Genomic DNA, 16,044 nt, shown 5'->3' on the forward strand with positions numbered 1-16,044 from the left:
CCGAGCGCGCCGGGCCGACCCGCGCCTTCGCCCTCACCAGCGGGAGCGGGTCGCGGCGATGCCCGCGAGGACCGCCGCGAGGCCCTGCTCGAATCCGGTGTCCCGGTCGCGGAACATGGCCGGGCCGGCCGCGGTCGTCAGCGGGTAGTCCGCGAGGCGGGCGGCGCGGGCGTCGAGGTCGTACCCCTCGCCGTCCGCACCGGGCAGCGGCCCCATCGACTGTTCCTCGATCACGTACCCGATGGTGTAGCTGTACGCGGTGAACCACGCGCGGGCGGCGCCGGCGGAGGTGAAGCCGCCGTCGACCAGGGTGCGCAGGTGGGCCTCCATCGGAGCGGCGAAGCTCATGTCCGTGAAGTGCGTGCCGCTGTAGACCTTGGCGCCGTCGCGGTAGAGCAGCAGGTGGTCGCGCAGCCCGCGCATCGCCGTCTCCAGGGCCTGGTGCCAGTCGCGGGGCGGGTCGACGGCCGAGGCCAGGTCCGCCGTCATCCGGCGGAACATCTCGGTGGCCATCTCGTCGAGCAGGGCCCGCTTGTCCTTGAAGTGCCAGTACAGGGCGGGTGCCTTGACGTCCAGTTCCTTGGCGATGGCCCGCAGCGTGAGCCCTTCGAGGCCCACCTCGCCGAGCAGGCGCAGGGCGGTGGCCGCGACCGTCGCGCGGTCGAGTCGGGCCCGCTCGGGCTTGGCTCCTCGTACGTCGGACGTCGCGTCCGGTTCATTCGACACCTTGACAACTTAACAGCGTTAAGCCCATTCTCGAGACCATGACATCACTTAACAGCGTTAAGGAGTCGGGGGCGGTCGACGTGCTCGTCGTTGGCGCGGGCCCCACCGGACTGGCACTCGCCCTCGACCTCACCCGCCGCGGCGTCCGCGCCCTGGTCCTCGAACGGGCCGACGCGCTCTTCCCCGGCTCCCGGGGCAAGGGCCTGCAGCCGCGGACCCTGGAGGTCCTCGACGACCTCGGGGTCCTCGGCGCGGTGCTGGCCGACAGCGCCAACGCCCCCATGGGCCGGATCTGGCAGGACGGGCGGCCCGTCGGCGAGCACGACATGCTCGGCGACGCCGACATCGACGGGCCCACCGACACCGAGCCGCACCGACGGGCCCGACTGATCCCGCAGTGGCGCACGCAGGAGATCCTCTTCGCGCGCCTCACCGGGATCGGCGGCCGGGTGGCCTTCGGCGTCGAGCTGACCGGCCTCGACCAGGACGCCGGCGGAGTGGACGCGCACCTCGCCGACGGATCCACCCTGCGCGCGGCCTATCTGGTCGCCGCCGACGGCGGGCGCTCCACGGTCCGCAAGGCCCTGGGCATCGAGATGACCGGCCAGGGCGGTGCCACCGTGGCCCCCGACCCGATGCTCGTCGCCGACCTGCGCCTGCGTCCCGGCGCCCTGGACCGCGACCACTGGCACGTCTTCCCCGGCGCGGACGGCGCCTTCGCCGCGATCTGCCCGCTCCCCGGCACCGACGACTACCAGCTCATCGCCCGGACCGAGGACCTCGACGTCCCCGCGGTGGTCGCCGCCCTCACCCACCTGAGCGCGCGGGACGTCGCCGAGGTCCGCTGGGCCTCCGACTTCCGACCGCGCGCGGCCATGGCCGAGCGCTTCCGCGCCGGGCGTGTGCTGCTCGCGGGCGACGCCGCCCACGTGCACTCCCCGGCGGGCGGGCAGGGGCTCAACACCAGCGTCCAGGACGCCTACAACCTCGGCTGGAAGCTCGGCCAGGTGCTGCGCCACGGCGCGCCCCCGGCCCTCGTCGACAGCTACGAGCAGGAACGCATGCCCGTCGCCGCGCAGATGCTCGGCCTGTCGACCCGGATCCACCGCGGCGAGGAGGAGCGGGGCGAAGCCGGTCGCCAGCTCGGCCTCGGCTACCGGGGCGGCCCGCTCTCCGAGGGCTCGGCGGGCGCCCTGGAAGCGGGCGACCGCGCCCCCGACGGTCCGCTCCCGGACGGGAGCCGGCTCTTCGACCTGTTCCGGGGCCCCCACTTCACCCTGCTGGCCGTGGGTACGGACGCCGAACTACCGCCCGTGGACGCCGAATTCGTCCGCACGCGGCGCATCGACGGCTACGAGCCCTACGGCAAGGGGATCTTCCTGGTCCGGCCCGACGGGTACGTCGGCTGGGCGGGCGAGGAGCCGACCGGCCTGGCCCGCTACCTCGCCCGCTTCGCGGGGACGGCGCTCAGGCGCCCGGCGGAACCCGGGACGGGCGGCCCGAGCCGCGCGTGAGCGAGTACCCGAAGAGGCCCGCGAGGGCGCCGAGCACGCCGCCCGCCGCGGTCCAGATCCAACGGTCGGTCCACCAGCCGCCGGACCAGCCGTCCTCCGGCTCGCGCAGCGACCCCGTCACGGTGGCGGGGACCAGCGGGGCGGCGAGCGAACCGTCCACCGCGGTGGCACCACCGGTCTCCGTCACCGCGGCCTCGACCGCGGCCCGTACCGGCAGACCGAGGTCCTCGGCCGGCAGGGCGGCGACCGTCAGGCGCACGTAGTAGCTCCCCGGCAGCGGATCGTTGGCCCACGGCTCCGCCGCGGCGCGGACGGTGCGCAGGGTGCAGGAGAGTTCGACCGAGGCGGCCTCCTTCGCCACGGCCCGGACCTGCGTCCCGTACGTGCACGCCTGTCGGCGGCGCAGACCGTCGTACACGTCGAGCCGCCAGGTCGCCGAACCGTGCCGGGCGGCGGACTCGGGCAGGGTGACCGTGGTCTTCACGGTCACCCGCTGCTGCGCGTCGATGGGGAGCACCCAGTAGAGGTAGTCACCCGTGGACCCGGCCGCGGTGGCCCGCTGACCCGGACGGAACGCGGCGGCGGTGCGGAAACCGGTGCCCGCCTCGGTCGGGGCGGCCGCCCCGGAGGAGTCCTTGCCGGACTTCTTGCCGGAACTCGGCGCGGTGGTGGTGCCGGAGGGCGACGGCGTGTCCGCCGTCGCCGTCGCGGCCGTGCCCGCCACCACGAGCGCGGCGGTGGCCGCCACGAGTGCGGCGGTCAGTGTGCGTACGGTACGCATCAGTTGGTCCTCCAGACGGAGATGCGCCAGCGCGAGATCCAGCCCCACACCAGACCGGCCAGCAGTCCGGCGAGCACCAGCACGCCCAGCAGCCACCAGCCGCGCCCCAGCCCGAAGGCGGCGGCGTCGGACGCCTCGTCGGGGCCGTCCACCAGCTCGATGGCCAGCTCGACGGGCATGCCCGGCGCGGTCTTGACGGACGGCGCCGCGGAGAAGGAGTTGCTGACCTGGATGCAGACGGTCTCGGCCGGCGGTTCGCCGTCCGCGCCCTCGTCGTCGACGTCGGCCTTCGGGTAGCGCAGGCCGGTCGACAGCACGTCGGTGCGCCCGTCACCCGCCTCCGAACCCCGTACGATCTCCCGCCCGTGGACGGTCGTCGCCCGGAGCAGGACTCCGTAGTCGTTGTTGACGGCGCGGTCGGCGGCGATGCTCACCGAGGCCCGCAGTTCCTGCCCGGGACGGACGTCCACCCGGTACCAGCGGTGCTCGCCGAAGGTCTCGCGGTCGCTGTAGAGGCCGGCCTTCAACAGCGGCGCCCCCTGGCACTGCTTCGCGCCCTCGGTGGCCACGGGGTTGACGACCGGATCGGCCGCCCGGTCCACCAACTGGCGGACCCGGCCGGAGAGTTCCTCCTTGTGCTGAACCGCGGTGTAGGTGCCGCCGGTGGCCTCCGCGATGCAGGTGAGCTGCGCGCGGGTCTTGGCGTCGGGGACCAGTCCGAGGGTGTCGATGACGAGGTGGATGCCCTTGGCCGCGATGTCCCGCGCCACTTCGCACGGGTCGAGCGGGGCGCAGGTGTCCTCGCCGTCGGTGATGAGCACGATCCGCTTGGTGGCGTCGCCGCCCTCCAGGTCCTGGGCGGAGGCGAGCAGGGCCGGACCGATCGGGGTCCAGCCGGTGGGCGCCAGCGTGGCCACCGCGGTCTTCGCCTCGGTCCGGTTCAAGGGGCCCACCGGATAGAGCTGCTTGGTGTCCTTGCAGCCGAGTGCCTTGTCCTCACCGGCGTAGTTGGCCCCCAGGGTCCGTATGCCGAGCCGCACCTCGTCGGGCACGGCGTCGATGACCTCGTTGAAGGCCTGCTTCGCCGCCGCCATCCGGGACTGCCCGTCGATGTCGGTCGCCCGCATGGAGCCGCTGACGTCGAGGACGAGGTCGACCTTGGGCGGTTCCTTGGCCGTTGGTCCGTCTGCGGCGACGGCGCTCGCCGGGAAGAGCCCGACCGCCAGGGCGGCGAGCATGCCGCACGCCCCGATCGCCAGCCGTTTGCTTGTGATCATCGCCGGATCGTATTGAGGATCGCGCGCCAATCCAAAACGGGCCGCCGTGCGCCACGTTGCCGGCGTGGTTGACTACCCGGTATGGACCCGGCGCGAACGATCCCCCCGAAGGCGCCCCCCTTCGATCCCGAACTGGAGCGGGCCCTGGCGGCCTTGGGGGAGCGGGCGCGGGAGCCCTTCACCCCGGAGAACCTCGCCGCGCGCCAGCGCCGCGACGCCGCGGCACGGCCCCGGCCGACGGCCCGGGAGCTGCGCGCCGACGGCCGCTTCGAGGTCGGCGAGGTGTGCGTGCCGGGCGCGGCGGACGGGCAGGACGTCACGCTCGTCAGCGCGCGGCCGGCCGCGGTCACCGGCCCGCTGCCGGTGCTGTACTACATGCACGGAGGCGGCATGCTCATGGGCAACGCGTGGTCCGTGCTCCCGCGGTTGCTGCGCGAGTGGGCGCTCGAACTGGGGCTGGCCGTCGTGTCGGTGGAGTACCGGCTGGCCCCCGCGGCCCAGTACCCCGCCCCGTTGCAGGACTGCTACGCGGGACTGGAGTGGGTGGCCGGGCACGCGGCCGCGCTGGACGTCGACGCGGACCGCATCGTGATCGGCGGGAAGAGCGCCGGTGGCGGACTCGCCGCGGCCCTCGCCCTGCTCGCCCGGGACCGGGGCGGACCGACCCCGATCGGCCAACTGCTCCTGTGCCCGATGCTCGACGACCGGGGCGACACCTTCTCCGGCCACCAGATGGCCGGCCTCGACACCTGGGACCGCACCTCCAACGCGACGGCGTGGCGCGCCCTGCTGGGCGACCGGTACGGGGCCGCCGACCTGCCGTCCTACGCGGCGCCCGCGCGGGCCACGGACCTGTCCGACCTGCCGCCCGCCTACATCGAGGTCGGGTCGGCCGAGACGTTCAGGGACGAGGCCGTGGCCTACGCCGACGCGATCTGGCGGGCCGGCGGCCGGGCCGAACTGCACGTGTGGCCGGGAGCCTTCCACGGCTTCGACACCCTGGCCCCGCACGCGGCCCTCAGCGCGGACGCCCGCAGCGCCCGCACCCGCTGGCTCCGCCGCCTCCTGAACGCGACCTAGGCGATGTTTCTCGGATCATCTGGCTCCGCACACGATCCGAGAAGCATCGCCTAGTGCTGCGGCCAGGTCGGGCCCTCGTCCGTCCACACGACGCCCTTGTTGCGGCACAGGCAGAAGGGGTGGCCGATGGGGTCGGTGTAGACGCGGAAGCCGTAGCCCTCGGGGCCGATGACGTCCCGCCGCAAGGTCGCGCCCAGGGCCAGGACGCGGGATTCCTCGGCTTCGATGTCGTCGACCTCGAAGTCCAGGTGGAACTGCTTGGGGTGCTCGTTGTCCGGCCACTGCGGGGCGCGGTAGTCCTCCACCTGGATGAAGGCCAGTTCGATCGCACCGAGGGCGATACCGGCCCAGTGTGCGTTGCTGTCCGCCTTCACCGGGAGACCCGTCACCCCGGAGTAGAAGGCCGCCAGCTTCATCGTGTCCGGGCAGTCGATGATGAAATCGGTGAGTCGAAGCATTCCGCGATCTTGCCACGCGCGCGCATGATCCCCTAGACATTAAATCCGGGACCCGACAGCAGCCGGGTCCGGTCGCTCGCGGCGTCCGCGGTGTGGGGGATCGGGTCGCCGGGCTCCTGGAAGTGCACGGCGCCGGGCAGGCCCGCGCGGTAGGCGTCCAGGGCGGCCCGGCAGTACGCCACCATCGGCTCCGGCAGGGCGTCCAGCGGGTACCAGCCCATGGCGTCGCAGACGTCGGGCTCCCGCACCCGCGGACTTCCCCGCCAGGCGCGGGCCCGGAAGAACAGGCCGATCCGGGCCCGGCCGTGGGGGCTGCGGTGGTGGACCGTCACCGCCAGCTCCACCGCGTCCGGCTCGATCCGTACGCCGGTCTCCTCGGCCGCCTCCCGGATCACCGCGGTGACGACGTCCTCGTGCGGCCCGTCGACGTGCCCGGACGGCAGGTGCCACATGCCCGCCGCGTACACCTGTCCGGCGCGCCGCGACAGCAGCACCTCCCGCTCCCCGCCCGGCCGCCCGGCCCGGACCAGCAGCAGGTGCACGTCCAACGGCAGCCGGTAGCGCTCCACCCCGCTCACCGCGCCGACCAGCCCATCTCGGAGTACGCCCGACCACGGCCGATCGACTCGATCGCCTGCCGGGTGTAGGGGACGAGCGGCTCGGGGAGCCGGTCCGGGGCGAACCAGCCCCACTCCAGGCACTTGTCCGGCTCCCGGACCTCCGGGGTGCCGGACCACGCGCTCGCCCGGAAGACCAGTTGCAGGCGGGGGCGGGCGTCGCCGCCGGGGTCCAGGACGTGCACGGTGTGCACCAGCTCGGCCCCCGAGGGGTCGATGACCAGCCCGGCCTCCTCCGACGCCTCCCGGACCAGGGCGGCCAGCGCCCCTTCCGTCTCGCAGTGGCCCGCCAGGAAGTGCCAGGTGCGGCCGGCGAAGGCGACGTCCGGATGGCGCAGCCCGAGCAGGATCCGGCCGTCGTCGCGCCGGAGGTACAGGTGGACGCCGATCACGTTCGGTCGCGCCCCGGTGGTCGTGGTGCTCATGCTCGCCTCCTCAGGGGTGGGGGTGGACGGCGCCGGACGGCGCGGCCCGGTCCGCGCCGTCGCGCGGGGCGGGGATGTCGTCGGCGAAGGCCGCGGCCTGGACGAGGTAGGCGCTGCGGAACTCCCCGGTCCCGGTGTCCTCGTCCATCAGCTCGGCGAAGGTCCCGGACTCGGCGACCCGGCCGTCCTTGAGGACGTGGATGACGTCCGCGTGCCGGACCGAGTGCAGCCGGTGCGTGATCAGCACGATCGTCTGGCCGGTCCGGGCCAGGGACCGGATCTGGTCGAAGACCCGCTGCTCCGCGACCGCGTCCAGGGCGCTGGTGGGCTCGTCCACGACCAGGATCTGCGCGTCCGCGTACTTCGCGCGGCTGATGCCGATCTTCTGCCACTGCCCGCCGGAGATCTGGTGCCCGCCCCGGTACCCGCGGGCGAGGAGCGTGCCCAGGCCCCGGGGCAGCTCCGCGAGGACGCCGTCGGCGCCCGAGTACGCCGCCGCCGCCTCGACCGCGCGGTCGTCGATCGGACGCGCGGGGCGGCCGATGCCGATGTTGACCCGGAAGGTGAAGGGCCAGTGGTAGAAGGACTGGCTCATCAGGGCGACGCGGGAGAAGATCTGACCGCGGTCGGCCCGCGCGGCGTCCACGTCGTCCCACCGGATCGTGCCGCCTCCCCCGTCCGGGAGGTAGAGGCCCGCGAGGAGTTTGATCAGGGTGGACTTGCCCGAGCCGTTCTCCCCGACCAGGGCGATGACCTTGCCCATGGGGAAGGACAGCGACACCTCGCGCAGGGTGGGCCGCGGGGTCTCTCCGGTGCTGCCCGGATAGGTGAAGGTGACCTTCTCGAACCGGATCTCGCGCAGTTCCTCCGGTGGCGGCAGCGCCTCGCCGGAGGTGGGAATGGCCCGGGCCTCGGCCTCGGTGCACAGCCGCTCGTAGTCGGCGACGAACAGGGACTCCTGGTGGAGTTCGGTGATCTGCGAGACCAGCCCGTCGAGGCTGGTGGCGCCCGTGCGGATCGCGAGGACGGCCGTGCCCGCGACGGCGAGGTCCATGGCCCCGTTCCACAGCAGCAGCCCGAGGGCGCCGTAGGTGAGGAGGGTGGCCACCCCTCCCGCGCCGTCGGCGACCAGCCCGACCCGGGCGGCGCCCCGGGCCAGCCGGGTCTGCTCGCGTTCGCTGGTCTCGGCCATGTTCCGGAAGTGCCCCAGGAGGAACGGGCCGACCCCGTGCACGCGGACCTCCGCGGCGGCCTCCTGCAAGGTCAGCAACTGCCCCAGCAGGTGCCCGGCGCGCGCGTGTTGGACGAAGGTGTGGAAGGAGACGTACCGCTGCTTGGAGATCGTCAGCGAACTCCACGCGCTCGGCAGGGTCATCAGCACCAACAGCGGCAACAGGGCGGGGTGCAGCACGGTGAGCACGCCCGCCGCCGCGACCAGGGAGATGGCGGAGTTGAGCGTGTTGGTGCAGTAACGGATCATCCGGCGGGCCGAGTCGGCGCCGTAGCGGGCGGCGTCCAGCAGCCGGTGGAACTCGTCGTCCTCGATCGCCGCCAGTTCCACCCGGTGCACGAGACCCAAGTACCGTTCCGTGGCCACGCGCTGCACCTTCGGTTCGAGCGCGCCGGTCGCGGCCGTCGAGGCGGAGCGCAACAGCGAGCCGAGCAGGGCCGTGACGGCGACCACCACGAGGGCGGGGGCGGCCTGGGCGAGGCGCTCGTTCGTCGACCCGCCCGCCAGGACGTGGCCGAGGACGGCGTTGACCGCGACCAGCCCGACCGCCTGGGTGATGCCGCGCCCGAACTCGGCGCCGAGGACCACCCGTAGCGCTCGGGCATCGGCGAGGTGGGCGAGCCGCACGCCCATGCCGACCATCCGCGGCAGGCCCTTGGCCATGGTCCACAGGCCCAGCTCCAGCCAGGCGCCCTCGTGGCGTTCCCAGCCGATGTCGTAGGCCAGCTCGCCGCCGAAGAGTAATCGCTCGGAGTCGGAGACGGACGGGTGGTCGGCTGTCACGTGGTCCTCCAGACGGGTGCACCGCGGGTACTGGTGCTCTAATAACGGCCGCGGGTCGGGCTCGTCACTGGTACTTCGGGCACCGATCGCCGAACGGACGTTCTCATCTGGGGGACGGTCGTGGTGGAGCCGGTCGGGAGCCGGTGAAACTCGCTCGAACAGGTCGGGTCACCCGTTCGGTCGCTTGCCTGCCCGTCCGGGGTCGGTCAGCAGCCGGTCGGGGTGGACGGGGGCACGAAGGTCGCCGCGAGCACGCGGTCGGCCTTGACCTTCACGTCCATGGCGCCGCGACCCGCCTCCGTGTAGGAGGTCGGCATCTGGAGGTCGCTCGGCAGGTCGGACTCCTCGATGTCCGGCCCCGTGTGGACGACCGACAGCGAACCCCGGCAGGGAGCGGACGCGGGCGGCACGCTGCCGTCGACGATCCCGTCCGCGGGGCCGACGGTGAGCACGGGCCGGTCCATGAACACGTACCGGAACTCCGCGCGGGGGGAGGGGCTGGGGCGGCCCGGCGGGGTCGCGCCGTGGGACACGTCGACCCAGAACCGGCTGACCGTCACCTTGACCGCGGCGCACGGACGCTCCGTCGCCTCGGGCGCGAAACTCAGACCCGCACCGTCGATCTTGAGGGCCTTGCTGCCGTAGGAGCCGCTGGTGCTCTTGAGCCGGGAGAGGTAGGACGTCAGCTTCTCCGTGTCCATGGCCGAGGTGTCCGTGCACGTCGTGCTCGGGGCCGCCGGTGCGGGCGCGGTGGCCGTGGCAGGCGCGGTGGGCGTCGCGGACGGGGTGGACGGCGCGGACGAGGAGGCCTTCGCGGACGTCGAGGGCGACGCGGCGGCGCTCGGTTTCGCCGAGCCGGAACAGCCGGTGACCGAGAGGAGGAGCGCCGAGGCGAAGGCGGCGCCCGCGGCCCCTCGTGATCCGTGACGCATGCGTCCTCCACCCCGGTCCGTCCAGTGACACCAACAGCTGTGGTGCGCAGCCTAGTTGATGTGTGGACCGGACGCGGGCCCGGTGCGGACCGGACGCGGGCCCGGACCGATGTCGCGGTCCGGGCCCGTTCGGGTCGGCTGATGTTCAGCGCGGTGTCGTCGATGACGAAGGAGGAGGGGGAGACCCGTCGAGGGTAAAGGATTCGCTTTCGGTCGGTGATCTCCGGGTATAGCGTGTCGTGCCATGGAGTCGTCGGACGACGGTGCGGTCAACGACCTTGTCGCGCTGGGCCTTTCGCGCTACGAGGCCAGGGTCTACCTCGCGCTGGTCACGCGCGAGTCGTACACCGCCGCGGAGGCGGCGCGCGCGGCGCACGTCCCCCGCCAGCGCGTGTACGACGTGCTCGACGCGCTCGTGCGCAGGCGGTTGGCCATCCCGCGCCCCGGTCGCGTGGCGGCCTTCTCGGCCGTCGCGCCCGAACTGGCCCTCACCCGGCTGATGGCCCTGCAGCGGGAGTCCCTGGAGCGGCTGGACCAGGCCTCGTCGGCCCTGACCGCGGCGCTCACCCCGCTCTGGACCGCCGGGCAGACCCACACCGACCCGCTCGACTACATCGAGGTGCTGCGCGACCCGAAGGCGATCGCCGAGCGCTTCGCACGCATCCAGGAGCAGGCGGCGCACGAGGTGCTCAGCTTCTGCAAACCGCCCTTCGTCGCCCCCGCGGCGAACACGGAGGGGATCAGGACCGTCCACAGGCTGCGCCGCGCCGGGGGCACGGCCCGCGCGGTGTACACGCACGACGCGCTCGGCGACGCCGAGGTACTGGAGAACGTGCGCCGCTTCGGCGAGGCGGGCGAGGAGGCCCGCTTCGCCCCGCGGCTCCCGCTCAAGCTGATCATCGCCGATGCCTCGCTGGTCCTGTGCGACATGCCCGACCCCATGGCCGGTACGCGCGCCACCACGGCCCTGTTCATCGAGCACCCGGCGCTCGCCAGCTGCTTGAGGCTGACCTTCCTGACCGTCTGGGACCAGGCCGAGACGGTGGCCGACCTCGGGTCCGGGGCCCGCGTCTGAGCGGTGTCAGCGGCCCCGCAGTCCGGCCAGTACCGCCCGCTCCACCGGTGCCGGCGCGGGACGGTCCAGGTCGAACGCTCCCACCGGGTCCACCGGTTCCAGCGGGGGTTGGGCGAGGAAGCGGGGCGTGCTGCCCCGGTGCCGCTGCGCGGCGTGGACCAGGAACGGGTGGCACAGGAACACGTCCCCGGCCCGGCCGGTGGCCGCCACCTGCGGGCGGTCGGCCGAGGCCGGTACGGCGTCCGCGCACAGCGGGAACCACTCCCGGCCCTCCTCGCCTGCGGCGGCCAGCAGCGGCGGCAGGTCCAGGTGCGAGCCGACGCGGATGCGGGTGGGGGCGTCGTCCGGGCCGACGTCCGATAGGAGGAACAGCATCAGCAGGGCGCGACCGCGCGAGCGCAGGTTCACCCGGTACTCGCCCGTCGGCGCGCTCCAGCCCGCGTCGAGGTGCCAGCCGTCGTCACCGGGATCCTTCTCGCCGGGGAAGCGGATCGGGAAGGTGCCCATGCCGAGCGGGGCGCGCCAGCGTCCCGCGCCCACCAACTGGTCGTAGGCCTCGCGCAGCGGCGGGGTGTTGCCCGCTTCCCGGAAGGCCGCGGTGGACATGGCGGCGATCCGCACCACCGGCTCGGTCCACCCCTCGGGCTCGGTCGCGCGGAAGCCGGAGGCTTCCCACAGCTGCTCCCGGCACGACCGCACCGTGGGCCCCGGGACGGCTCCCGGGACACGGACGAAGCCGTCCGCCACGAAGGACTCGATCTCTGCGTCGGTCAGCATCGGCGGACTCCACGGGCTCGGGGCTCATCGGTTGCCCGAGCAGCCTCGCCAAGCGATCGCCGGCCGGCAACCCGTTTTGCGCGGTCACCGGGGACCGTCGGGGGAGCCGGAGCCGGAGTCGGGGCCGGAGTCGGGGCCGCGCAGGGGCCGGACGTCGAGGCGTACGGGGGCCTCCCGCAGCGGCGTCGGCAGCCGCAGCCCGCGCCCGCCGGGCGTGATCGAGCCGAGGACGCTCGGGTGCCGGGCGCCCGTGCAGGACGCGAGGGTGCCCGGCAGCCCGTGCGCGGTGAGCCAGCCCAGCACGGCGAAGGCGTAGGCCTCCTTCGCGTCCGACGGCAGCCCCAGCCCGTCGGACGTCCGCAGCGGGACCTCCCCCGTGCCCGCGCCCAACTCCTCCTCCAGCCACCGCATCAGCACCGGGTTGCGCGTCCCGCCTCCGGAGGCGATCACCTCCGTCGCGCCGAAGGGCCGCACCGCCTCGGCGACGGTCCGCGCCGTGAGCCGGGTCAGCGTGGCGACGACGTCCTCGGCGGGAAGCCGCCCGAACGGCGCCACCGCGGCCCGCAGGTAGGCCAGGTGGAACAGCTCCTTGCCGGTCGTCTTCGGCGCGGGCAGCGCGTAGTACGGCTCCGCCAACAGCCGCCCCAGCAGCGGAGGATGCACGCGGCCCCGCGCGGCGAGCGCGCCCTGAGCGTCCATGGAGCGGGCCCGGCCCGCGCGGTCGCGCCCCGCCCACTCCCGCACCGCCGCGTCGATCAGCGCGTTCGCGGGCCCGGTGTCGAAGGCCAGCGGCCCGCCCTGCGACAGCACCGTGACGTTCGCGATCCCGCCCAGGTTGAGCGCCACGGAGACCCCCGGCCGCCCGCGCAGCCACATCGCGTCGACGATGCTCACCAGCGGCGCGCCCTGCCCGCCGGCCGCCACGTCCCGGGTGCGGAAGCCCGAGACGACGGGGCGCCCGGTCGCCTCGGCGATCCAGGCGGGTTCACCGAGCTGGAGGGTGCCGAGCACCCGCCCGGCCTCGCTCCAGTGGTAGACGGTCTGGCCGTGCGAGGCGATCAGGTCGGCCCGCCCGCCGCACAACCGCGCGTCGGCCCGCAGCGCCGCCGCGGCGAAGGCCTGCCCGATGCGGGTGTCGAGCCGACACACCGTGGCCAGATCCGTCCCGGCCGGCGGCAGCGCCCCGGCCAACGCCTCCCGCAGCGCGTCGTCGTAGGTCGCGCCGAGCGTGCCCAGCGGCGTGAGGACGAGCGCGTCCCCGTCCACGGTGAACTCGGCGGCGGCCGCGTCGATGGCGTCGTACGAGGTGCCGGACATCAACCCGATCACGCGCAGGCCGCTCACCGCAGCTCGCGCTCGTGGTCGTCGCCGCGCAGCGTGAGCAGGGCGACGGCGCTGACCGCGCAGGCCGCCGCCGCGTAGTACCCGGGGACGTCGACGTCCCCGGTCCGCGCGACGACCTCGGTGATCACCAGCCCCGCGCAGCCCGAGAACACGGCGTTGGACAGGGCGTACGCCAGCCCCAGGCCCGTGTAGCGCACCGTCGTCGGGAACATCTCGGCCAGCATCGCCGGCCCCGGGCCCGCCATCAGCCCGACAGCCGCCCCGGCCCCGACCAGCGCCGCGCCCTTCGCGTACGTCGCCGCCCCGGGATCCTGCACCAGGTGCAGCAGGGGCAGCGCCAGCACGGCGACCAGCAGGGCCCCGGCCAGCATCACCGGCCGCCGCCCGATCCGGTCGCTCACCACGCCCGCCGGCAGGATGGAGCAGGCGAACCCGAGGTTGGCCAGGGCGGTGGCGACCAGGGCCTGTCGGAAGGTCGCGTGCAGGGTGTTCTGGAGGTACGAGGGCAGGACCACCAGGAAGGTGTAGCCGGCCGCGGACCAGCCCATGACCCGCCCGGCGCCCAGGACCACGGCCCGCACGGTGTCCGAGACGGGCGGCCGCCGCGGCGGCCCGCCCTCCGCCCCGCCCTCCCGGGCGCCCGGCGGGGCGGGGCCCGCGGCCGCGACGAAGGCGGGCGTCTCGTCCAGCCGCAACCGCAGCCACAGGGCGACGAGCCCGAGGGGCAGCGTCAGCAGGAACGGCACCCGCCATCCCCACGCGTGCAGTTGGGAGGCGCTCAGCACGGTCGCCAGGAGCGCCGCCACGCAGGCGCCCCCGAGCAGGCCGAGCGCCACCGTGAAGGACTGCCACGCCCCGTACCGGCCCCGGCGGCCCGGGGGCGCGCACTCCGTCATCACCGCCACCGCGCCACCGAACTCGCCGCCCGCGGAGAGCCCCTGCACCACGCGCAGGACCGTCAGCAGCCACGGCGCGGCCGCGCCGACGGACGCGTAGGTCGGCAGCGCGCCGATCAGCGCGGTGGCCCCCGTCATCAGGCAGATGACGAGGACGAGCGTCGGGCGCCGCCCGATCCGGTCGCCGAGCCGGCCGAACACCGCCGCCCCGACGGGCCGGAAGAAGAACGCGAGGGCGAAGGACGCGTAGGCCTTGACCAGGCCTTCTACGGGGCTGCCGCCCTCGGGGGTGAAGAAGTGCGCCGCGATCACGGTGGCGAAGTAGCCGTAGACGCCGAACTCGTACCACTCGACCAGATTGCCGACGGACCCCGCCACCAGGGCCCGGCGCGCGCCGGTCGGCCGGGCGGCCGTGGGAGCCCGTACCGGGGCGGGGGCGGGTGTGGTCATGGGGCAAGCGTGCTGAGCGGCGGGGCCGCTCCACAAGCCCCGTCCCCCATCTGCCGTACGCCCCCGTCCCCGTCGCGGGCCACCGGTCAGGAGCCGAGCGCGTCGGCCAGGCTCTGCTGCCAGTAGGTGACGACCAACGAGCTGTCGTAGTAGATCCCCTGGGGCGGCAGGGCGGGCGTGGCGGAGGCGCCGCCGCTGCTGTTGGGCGTCCGGCCCTGGAAGCCGATCGTGAGCCGCCGGGCCGTCGTACCGCCTTCGCCGCTGCCGTCGGCCGCCGACAGCACGGCCGCCGCGTAGCCCGACCCGCCGGGTGCGAGCGTCACCACGGCCTGCGGCTGGGTCTCCTTGCGCGCGGCCGGTGCCCACTGCATCTCGTCGAAGCGCAGCACCGGGTAGTACGTCAGGTCGCAGGGCTTGGAGCCGGTGTTCCTGACCGTGATCACCATGTGGTTGAGCGGCCGAGTGACCGGCTGGACGGTGACGGCCGTGTTGGACCCGGCGCACTGGACGCGGCTGCCCGCGCCGGAGGCGTCCGCGGAACCCTTCGCATCGCCCGAACCGGCCCCGGCGGCCGCCTTCGCGCCTCCCGTCGAAGCGGCGGCGACCGGGCCCGGGGAGCCCTGCCGGTCGGGGGACGGGGTGCCCTGCGCGCCGCTCGTGCCACCCGTCGTCGAGGGAGTGATCGTGGCGGAGCCCGGGGCGGCCGCCTCCTTGCCGCCCGCGCCGTTCTGACAGGCGGTGAGGGCGAGGGCGGCGAGGGCGACGGCGGCGGCGCCCGCGAGGCGCCGGGTGGTGCGGGGCCGGGGACGCGTGGAGAGGTGGCGGAACGCGGTCATGGGTGATTCCCCTTCAGGTGCCGACCACGCGGCGCCGGGTTCGTGGGAACCGGCGCCGCTGGCCCTGTGCTTGGATGGCCTCAGCCTGTGGGGCGGTCCGTCCCGGCCGCCACGTCTGTCGGCCGGTCAGGGATACTGGAACGGCGAAACAGCCTCTGAGCTGCGGGAACAACCCGTCGCTGGGACGCGGAACGGGACACGGGGTGCAACGCGGGGTGGGAGGAACGGTGTCGCAGGACAGCGCCGGGGCGGGGTTCGCCCGGCTGTTACGGGAGTTGAAGGAGCGGTCCGGGCACAGCTACGGAACGCTCGGCAAACGGCTCCACATGAGTACGTCGACGCTGCACCGGTACTGCAACGGCGACGTCGTCCCCACGGACTACGCCCCCGTCGAACGGCTCGCCCGCCTCTGCAAGGCCTCGCCCGACGAACTCGTCGAGCTGCACCGGCACTGGGTACTGGCGGACGCGAACCGACCGCGCAAGGGAGGCGAGCCCGCCCCCGTCCCCGTCCCCACGCCCGTCCCCGTCCCCACGCCCGACCCCGTCCCCACGCCCACGCCTGTCCCCACCCCCGCCCCCGAGCCGTCCGTCGTCCGGCTCACCGACGCGCCCGCCCCGAAGCAGCGGCGCCGGCACCGCGCGGCGGCCTACGCCGGGCTCGCCGTGGCCGGGCTCGCCGGGGCGGTCGCGCTCACCGTGAACCTGTCGGCACGGGACATCGACGGCCCGGCCGGGCCCGTCGGCGCCGCGGCCGCCCCGCCCGGCGCGGGGCAGCGGACGGGCGACCGGACGGCCCCGGCGACCCCCTCCGGCGCCGCCGACCCGGCCTCCGCACCCGCC

Annotated in this window: 17 protein-coding genes; 5 read left to right on the plus strand and 12 right to left on the minus strand. The window is 74.5% G+C overall.

The features are described from left to right. Nucleotides 1-33 precede the first annotated feature (33 nt). Nucleotides 34-726: a TetR/AcrR family transcriptional regulator C-terminal domain-containing protein gene (locus tag ACFWAR_RS34155; RefSeq protein ID WP_385785876.1), complete on the minus strand. Its 693-nt coding sequence runs from the start codon at nt 724-726 to the stop codon at nt 34-36. A 38-nt stretch (nt 727-764) separates the two neighbouring features. Here ACFWAR_RS34155 and ACFWAR_RS34160 point away from each other — a divergent pair, with 38 nt between their 5' ends. Next, nucleotides 765-2,240 (plus strand): FAD-dependent monooxygenase, encoded by a 1,476-nt coding sequence (locus ACFWAR_RS34160; RefSeq protein ID WP_385785879.1) that lies wholly within the window; start codon nt 765-767, stop codon nt 2,238-2,240. Here the strand turns inward: ACFWAR_RS34160 and ACFWAR_RS34165 are convergent. Both ACFWAR_RS34165 and ACFWAR_RS34170 read right to left on the minus strand, forming a co-directional pair. Beyond that, nucleotides 2,194-3,021: a hypothetical protein gene (locus tag ACFWAR_RS34165; protein WP_385785881.1), complete on the minus strand. Its 828-nt coding sequence runs from the start codon at nt 3,019-3,021 to the stop codon at nt 2,194-2,196. The two genes, ACFWAR_RS34160 and ACFWAR_RS34165, sit on opposite strands and share 47 nt — an antisense overlap. Further along, on the minus strand, nt 3,021-4,298 hold the full coding sequence (locus tag ACFWAR_RS34170) for a VWA domain-containing protein (RefSeq protein ID WP_385785884.1): 1,278 nt from the start codon (nt 4,296-4,298) through the stop codon (nt 3,021-3,023). The genes ACFWAR_RS34165 and ACFWAR_RS34170 overlap by 1 nt, the downstream gene beginning before the upstream one ends. Before the next feature lie 81 nt (nt 4,299-4,379). Between ACFWAR_RS34170 and ACFWAR_RS34175 the strand changes: the two genes are divergently transcribed. Continuing rightward, the gene (locus tag ACFWAR_RS34175; RefSeq protein WP_385785886.1) at nt 4,380-5,378 is read left to right on the plus strand and encodes an alpha/beta hydrolase; all 999 of its coding nucleotides are present in this window, start codon (nt 4,380-4,382) and stop codon (nt 5,376-5,378) included. Between the two features lie 50 nt (nt 5,379-5,428). Here the strand turns inward: ACFWAR_RS34175 and ACFWAR_RS34180 are convergent, their stop codons facing one another. From ACFWAR_RS34180 to ACFWAR_RS34200, 5 genes are all read right to left on the minus strand, one after another. Further along, nucleotides 5,429-5,836: a VOC family protein gene (locus ACFWAR_RS34180; protein WP_385785889.1), complete on the minus strand. Its 408-nt coding sequence runs from the start codon at nt 5,834-5,836 to the stop codon at nt 5,429-5,431. Between the two features lie 32 nt (nt 5,837-5,868). Next, complete coding sequence (locus ACFWAR_RS34185; RefSeq protein WP_385785892.1) at nt 5,869-6,414, minus strand: NUDIX domain-containing protein; 546 nt, start codon at nt 6,412-6,414, stop codon at nt 5,869-5,871. After that, on the minus strand, nt 6,411-6,878 hold the full coding sequence (locus ACFWAR_RS34190; RefSeq protein WP_385785895.1) for an NUDIX domain-containing protein: 468 nt from the start codon (nt 6,876-6,878) through the stop codon (nt 6,411-6,413). Before ACFWAR_RS34190 ends, ACFWAR_RS34185 begins: the two co-directional genes overlap by 4 nt. Before the next feature lie 10 nt (nt 6,879-6,888). Next, nucleotides 6,889-8,772 carry an ATP-binding cassette domain-containing protein gene (locus ACFWAR_RS34195; protein WP_385785915.1) on the minus strand — a complete coding sequence of 628 codons (1,884 nt, stop codon included), beginning with the start codon at nt 8,770-8,772 and terminating at the stop codon, nt 6,889-6,891. A 326-nt stretch (nt 8,773-9,098) separates the two neighbouring features. Further along, complete coding sequence (locus ACFWAR_RS34200) at nt 9,099-9,593, minus strand: hypothetical protein (RefSeq protein ID WP_385785897.1); 495 nt, start codon at nt 9,591-9,593, stop codon at nt 9,099-9,101. Between ACFWAR_RS34200 and ACFWAR_RS34205 the strand changes: the two genes are divergently transcribed. Together ACFWAR_RS34205 and ACFWAR_RS34210 are read left to right on the plus strand one after the other, a co-directional pair. Next, on the plus strand, nt 9,592-9,819 hold the full coding sequence (locus tag ACFWAR_RS34205) for a hypothetical protein (protein WP_385785899.1): 228 nt from the start codon (nt 9,592-9,594) through the stop codon (nt 9,817-9,819). The two genes, ACFWAR_RS34200 and ACFWAR_RS34205, sit on opposite strands and share 2 nt — an antisense overlap. Nucleotides 9,820-10,068: 249 nt before the next feature. After that, nucleotides 10,069-10,899, plus strand: coding sequence for a TrmB family transcriptional regulator (locus tag ACFWAR_RS34210; RefSeq protein ID WP_385785902.1), 831 nt, complete (start codon nt 10,069-10,071; stop codon nt 10,897-10,899). 6 nt (nt 10,900-10,905) lie between these two features. Here the strand turns inward: ACFWAR_RS34210 and ACFWAR_RS34215 are convergent, their stop codons facing one another. From ACFWAR_RS34215 to ACFWAR_RS34230, 4 genes are all read right to left on the minus strand, one after another. After that, complete coding sequence (locus ACFWAR_RS34215; protein WP_385785904.1) at nt 10,906-11,676, minus strand: phytanoyl-CoA dioxygenase family protein; 771 nt, start codon at nt 11,674-11,676, stop codon at nt 10,906-10,908. An 84-nt stretch (nt 11,677-11,760) separates the two neighbouring features. Beyond that, entirely contained in the window at nt 11,761-13,011 is a 1,251-nt protein-coding gene (locus ACFWAR_RS34220; protein WP_385785918.1) for an anhydro-N-acetylmuramic acid kinase, read from the minus strand. A 5-nt stretch (nt 13,012-13,016) separates the two neighbouring features. Beyond that, nucleotides 13,017-14,366 carry an MFS transporter gene (locus tag ACFWAR_RS34225; RefSeq protein WP_385785906.1) on the minus strand — a complete coding sequence of 450 codons (1,350 nt, stop codon included), beginning with the start codon at nt 14,364-14,366 and terminating at the stop codon, nt 13,017-13,019. Nucleotides 14,367-14,452: 86 nt separating this feature from the next. Further along, nucleotides 14,453-15,202 (minus strand): DUF4232 domain-containing protein, encoded by a 750-nt coding sequence (locus ACFWAR_RS34230; RefSeq protein ID WP_385785909.1) that lies wholly within the window; start codon nt 15,200-15,202, stop codon nt 14,453-14,455. 227 nt (nt 15,203-15,429) lie between these two features. Between ACFWAR_RS34230 and ACFWAR_RS34235 the strand changes: the two genes are divergently transcribed. Then, on the plus strand, nt 15,430-16,044 hold a 615-nt coding region (locus ACFWAR_RS34235; RefSeq protein ID WP_385785912.1), incomplete at its 3' end, for a helix-turn-helix domain-containing protein.

This window comes from Streptomyces sp. NPDC059917 (assembly GCF_042730635.1).
GTDB lineage: Bacteria > Actinomycetota > Actinomycetes > Streptomycetales > Streptomycetaceae > Streptomyces.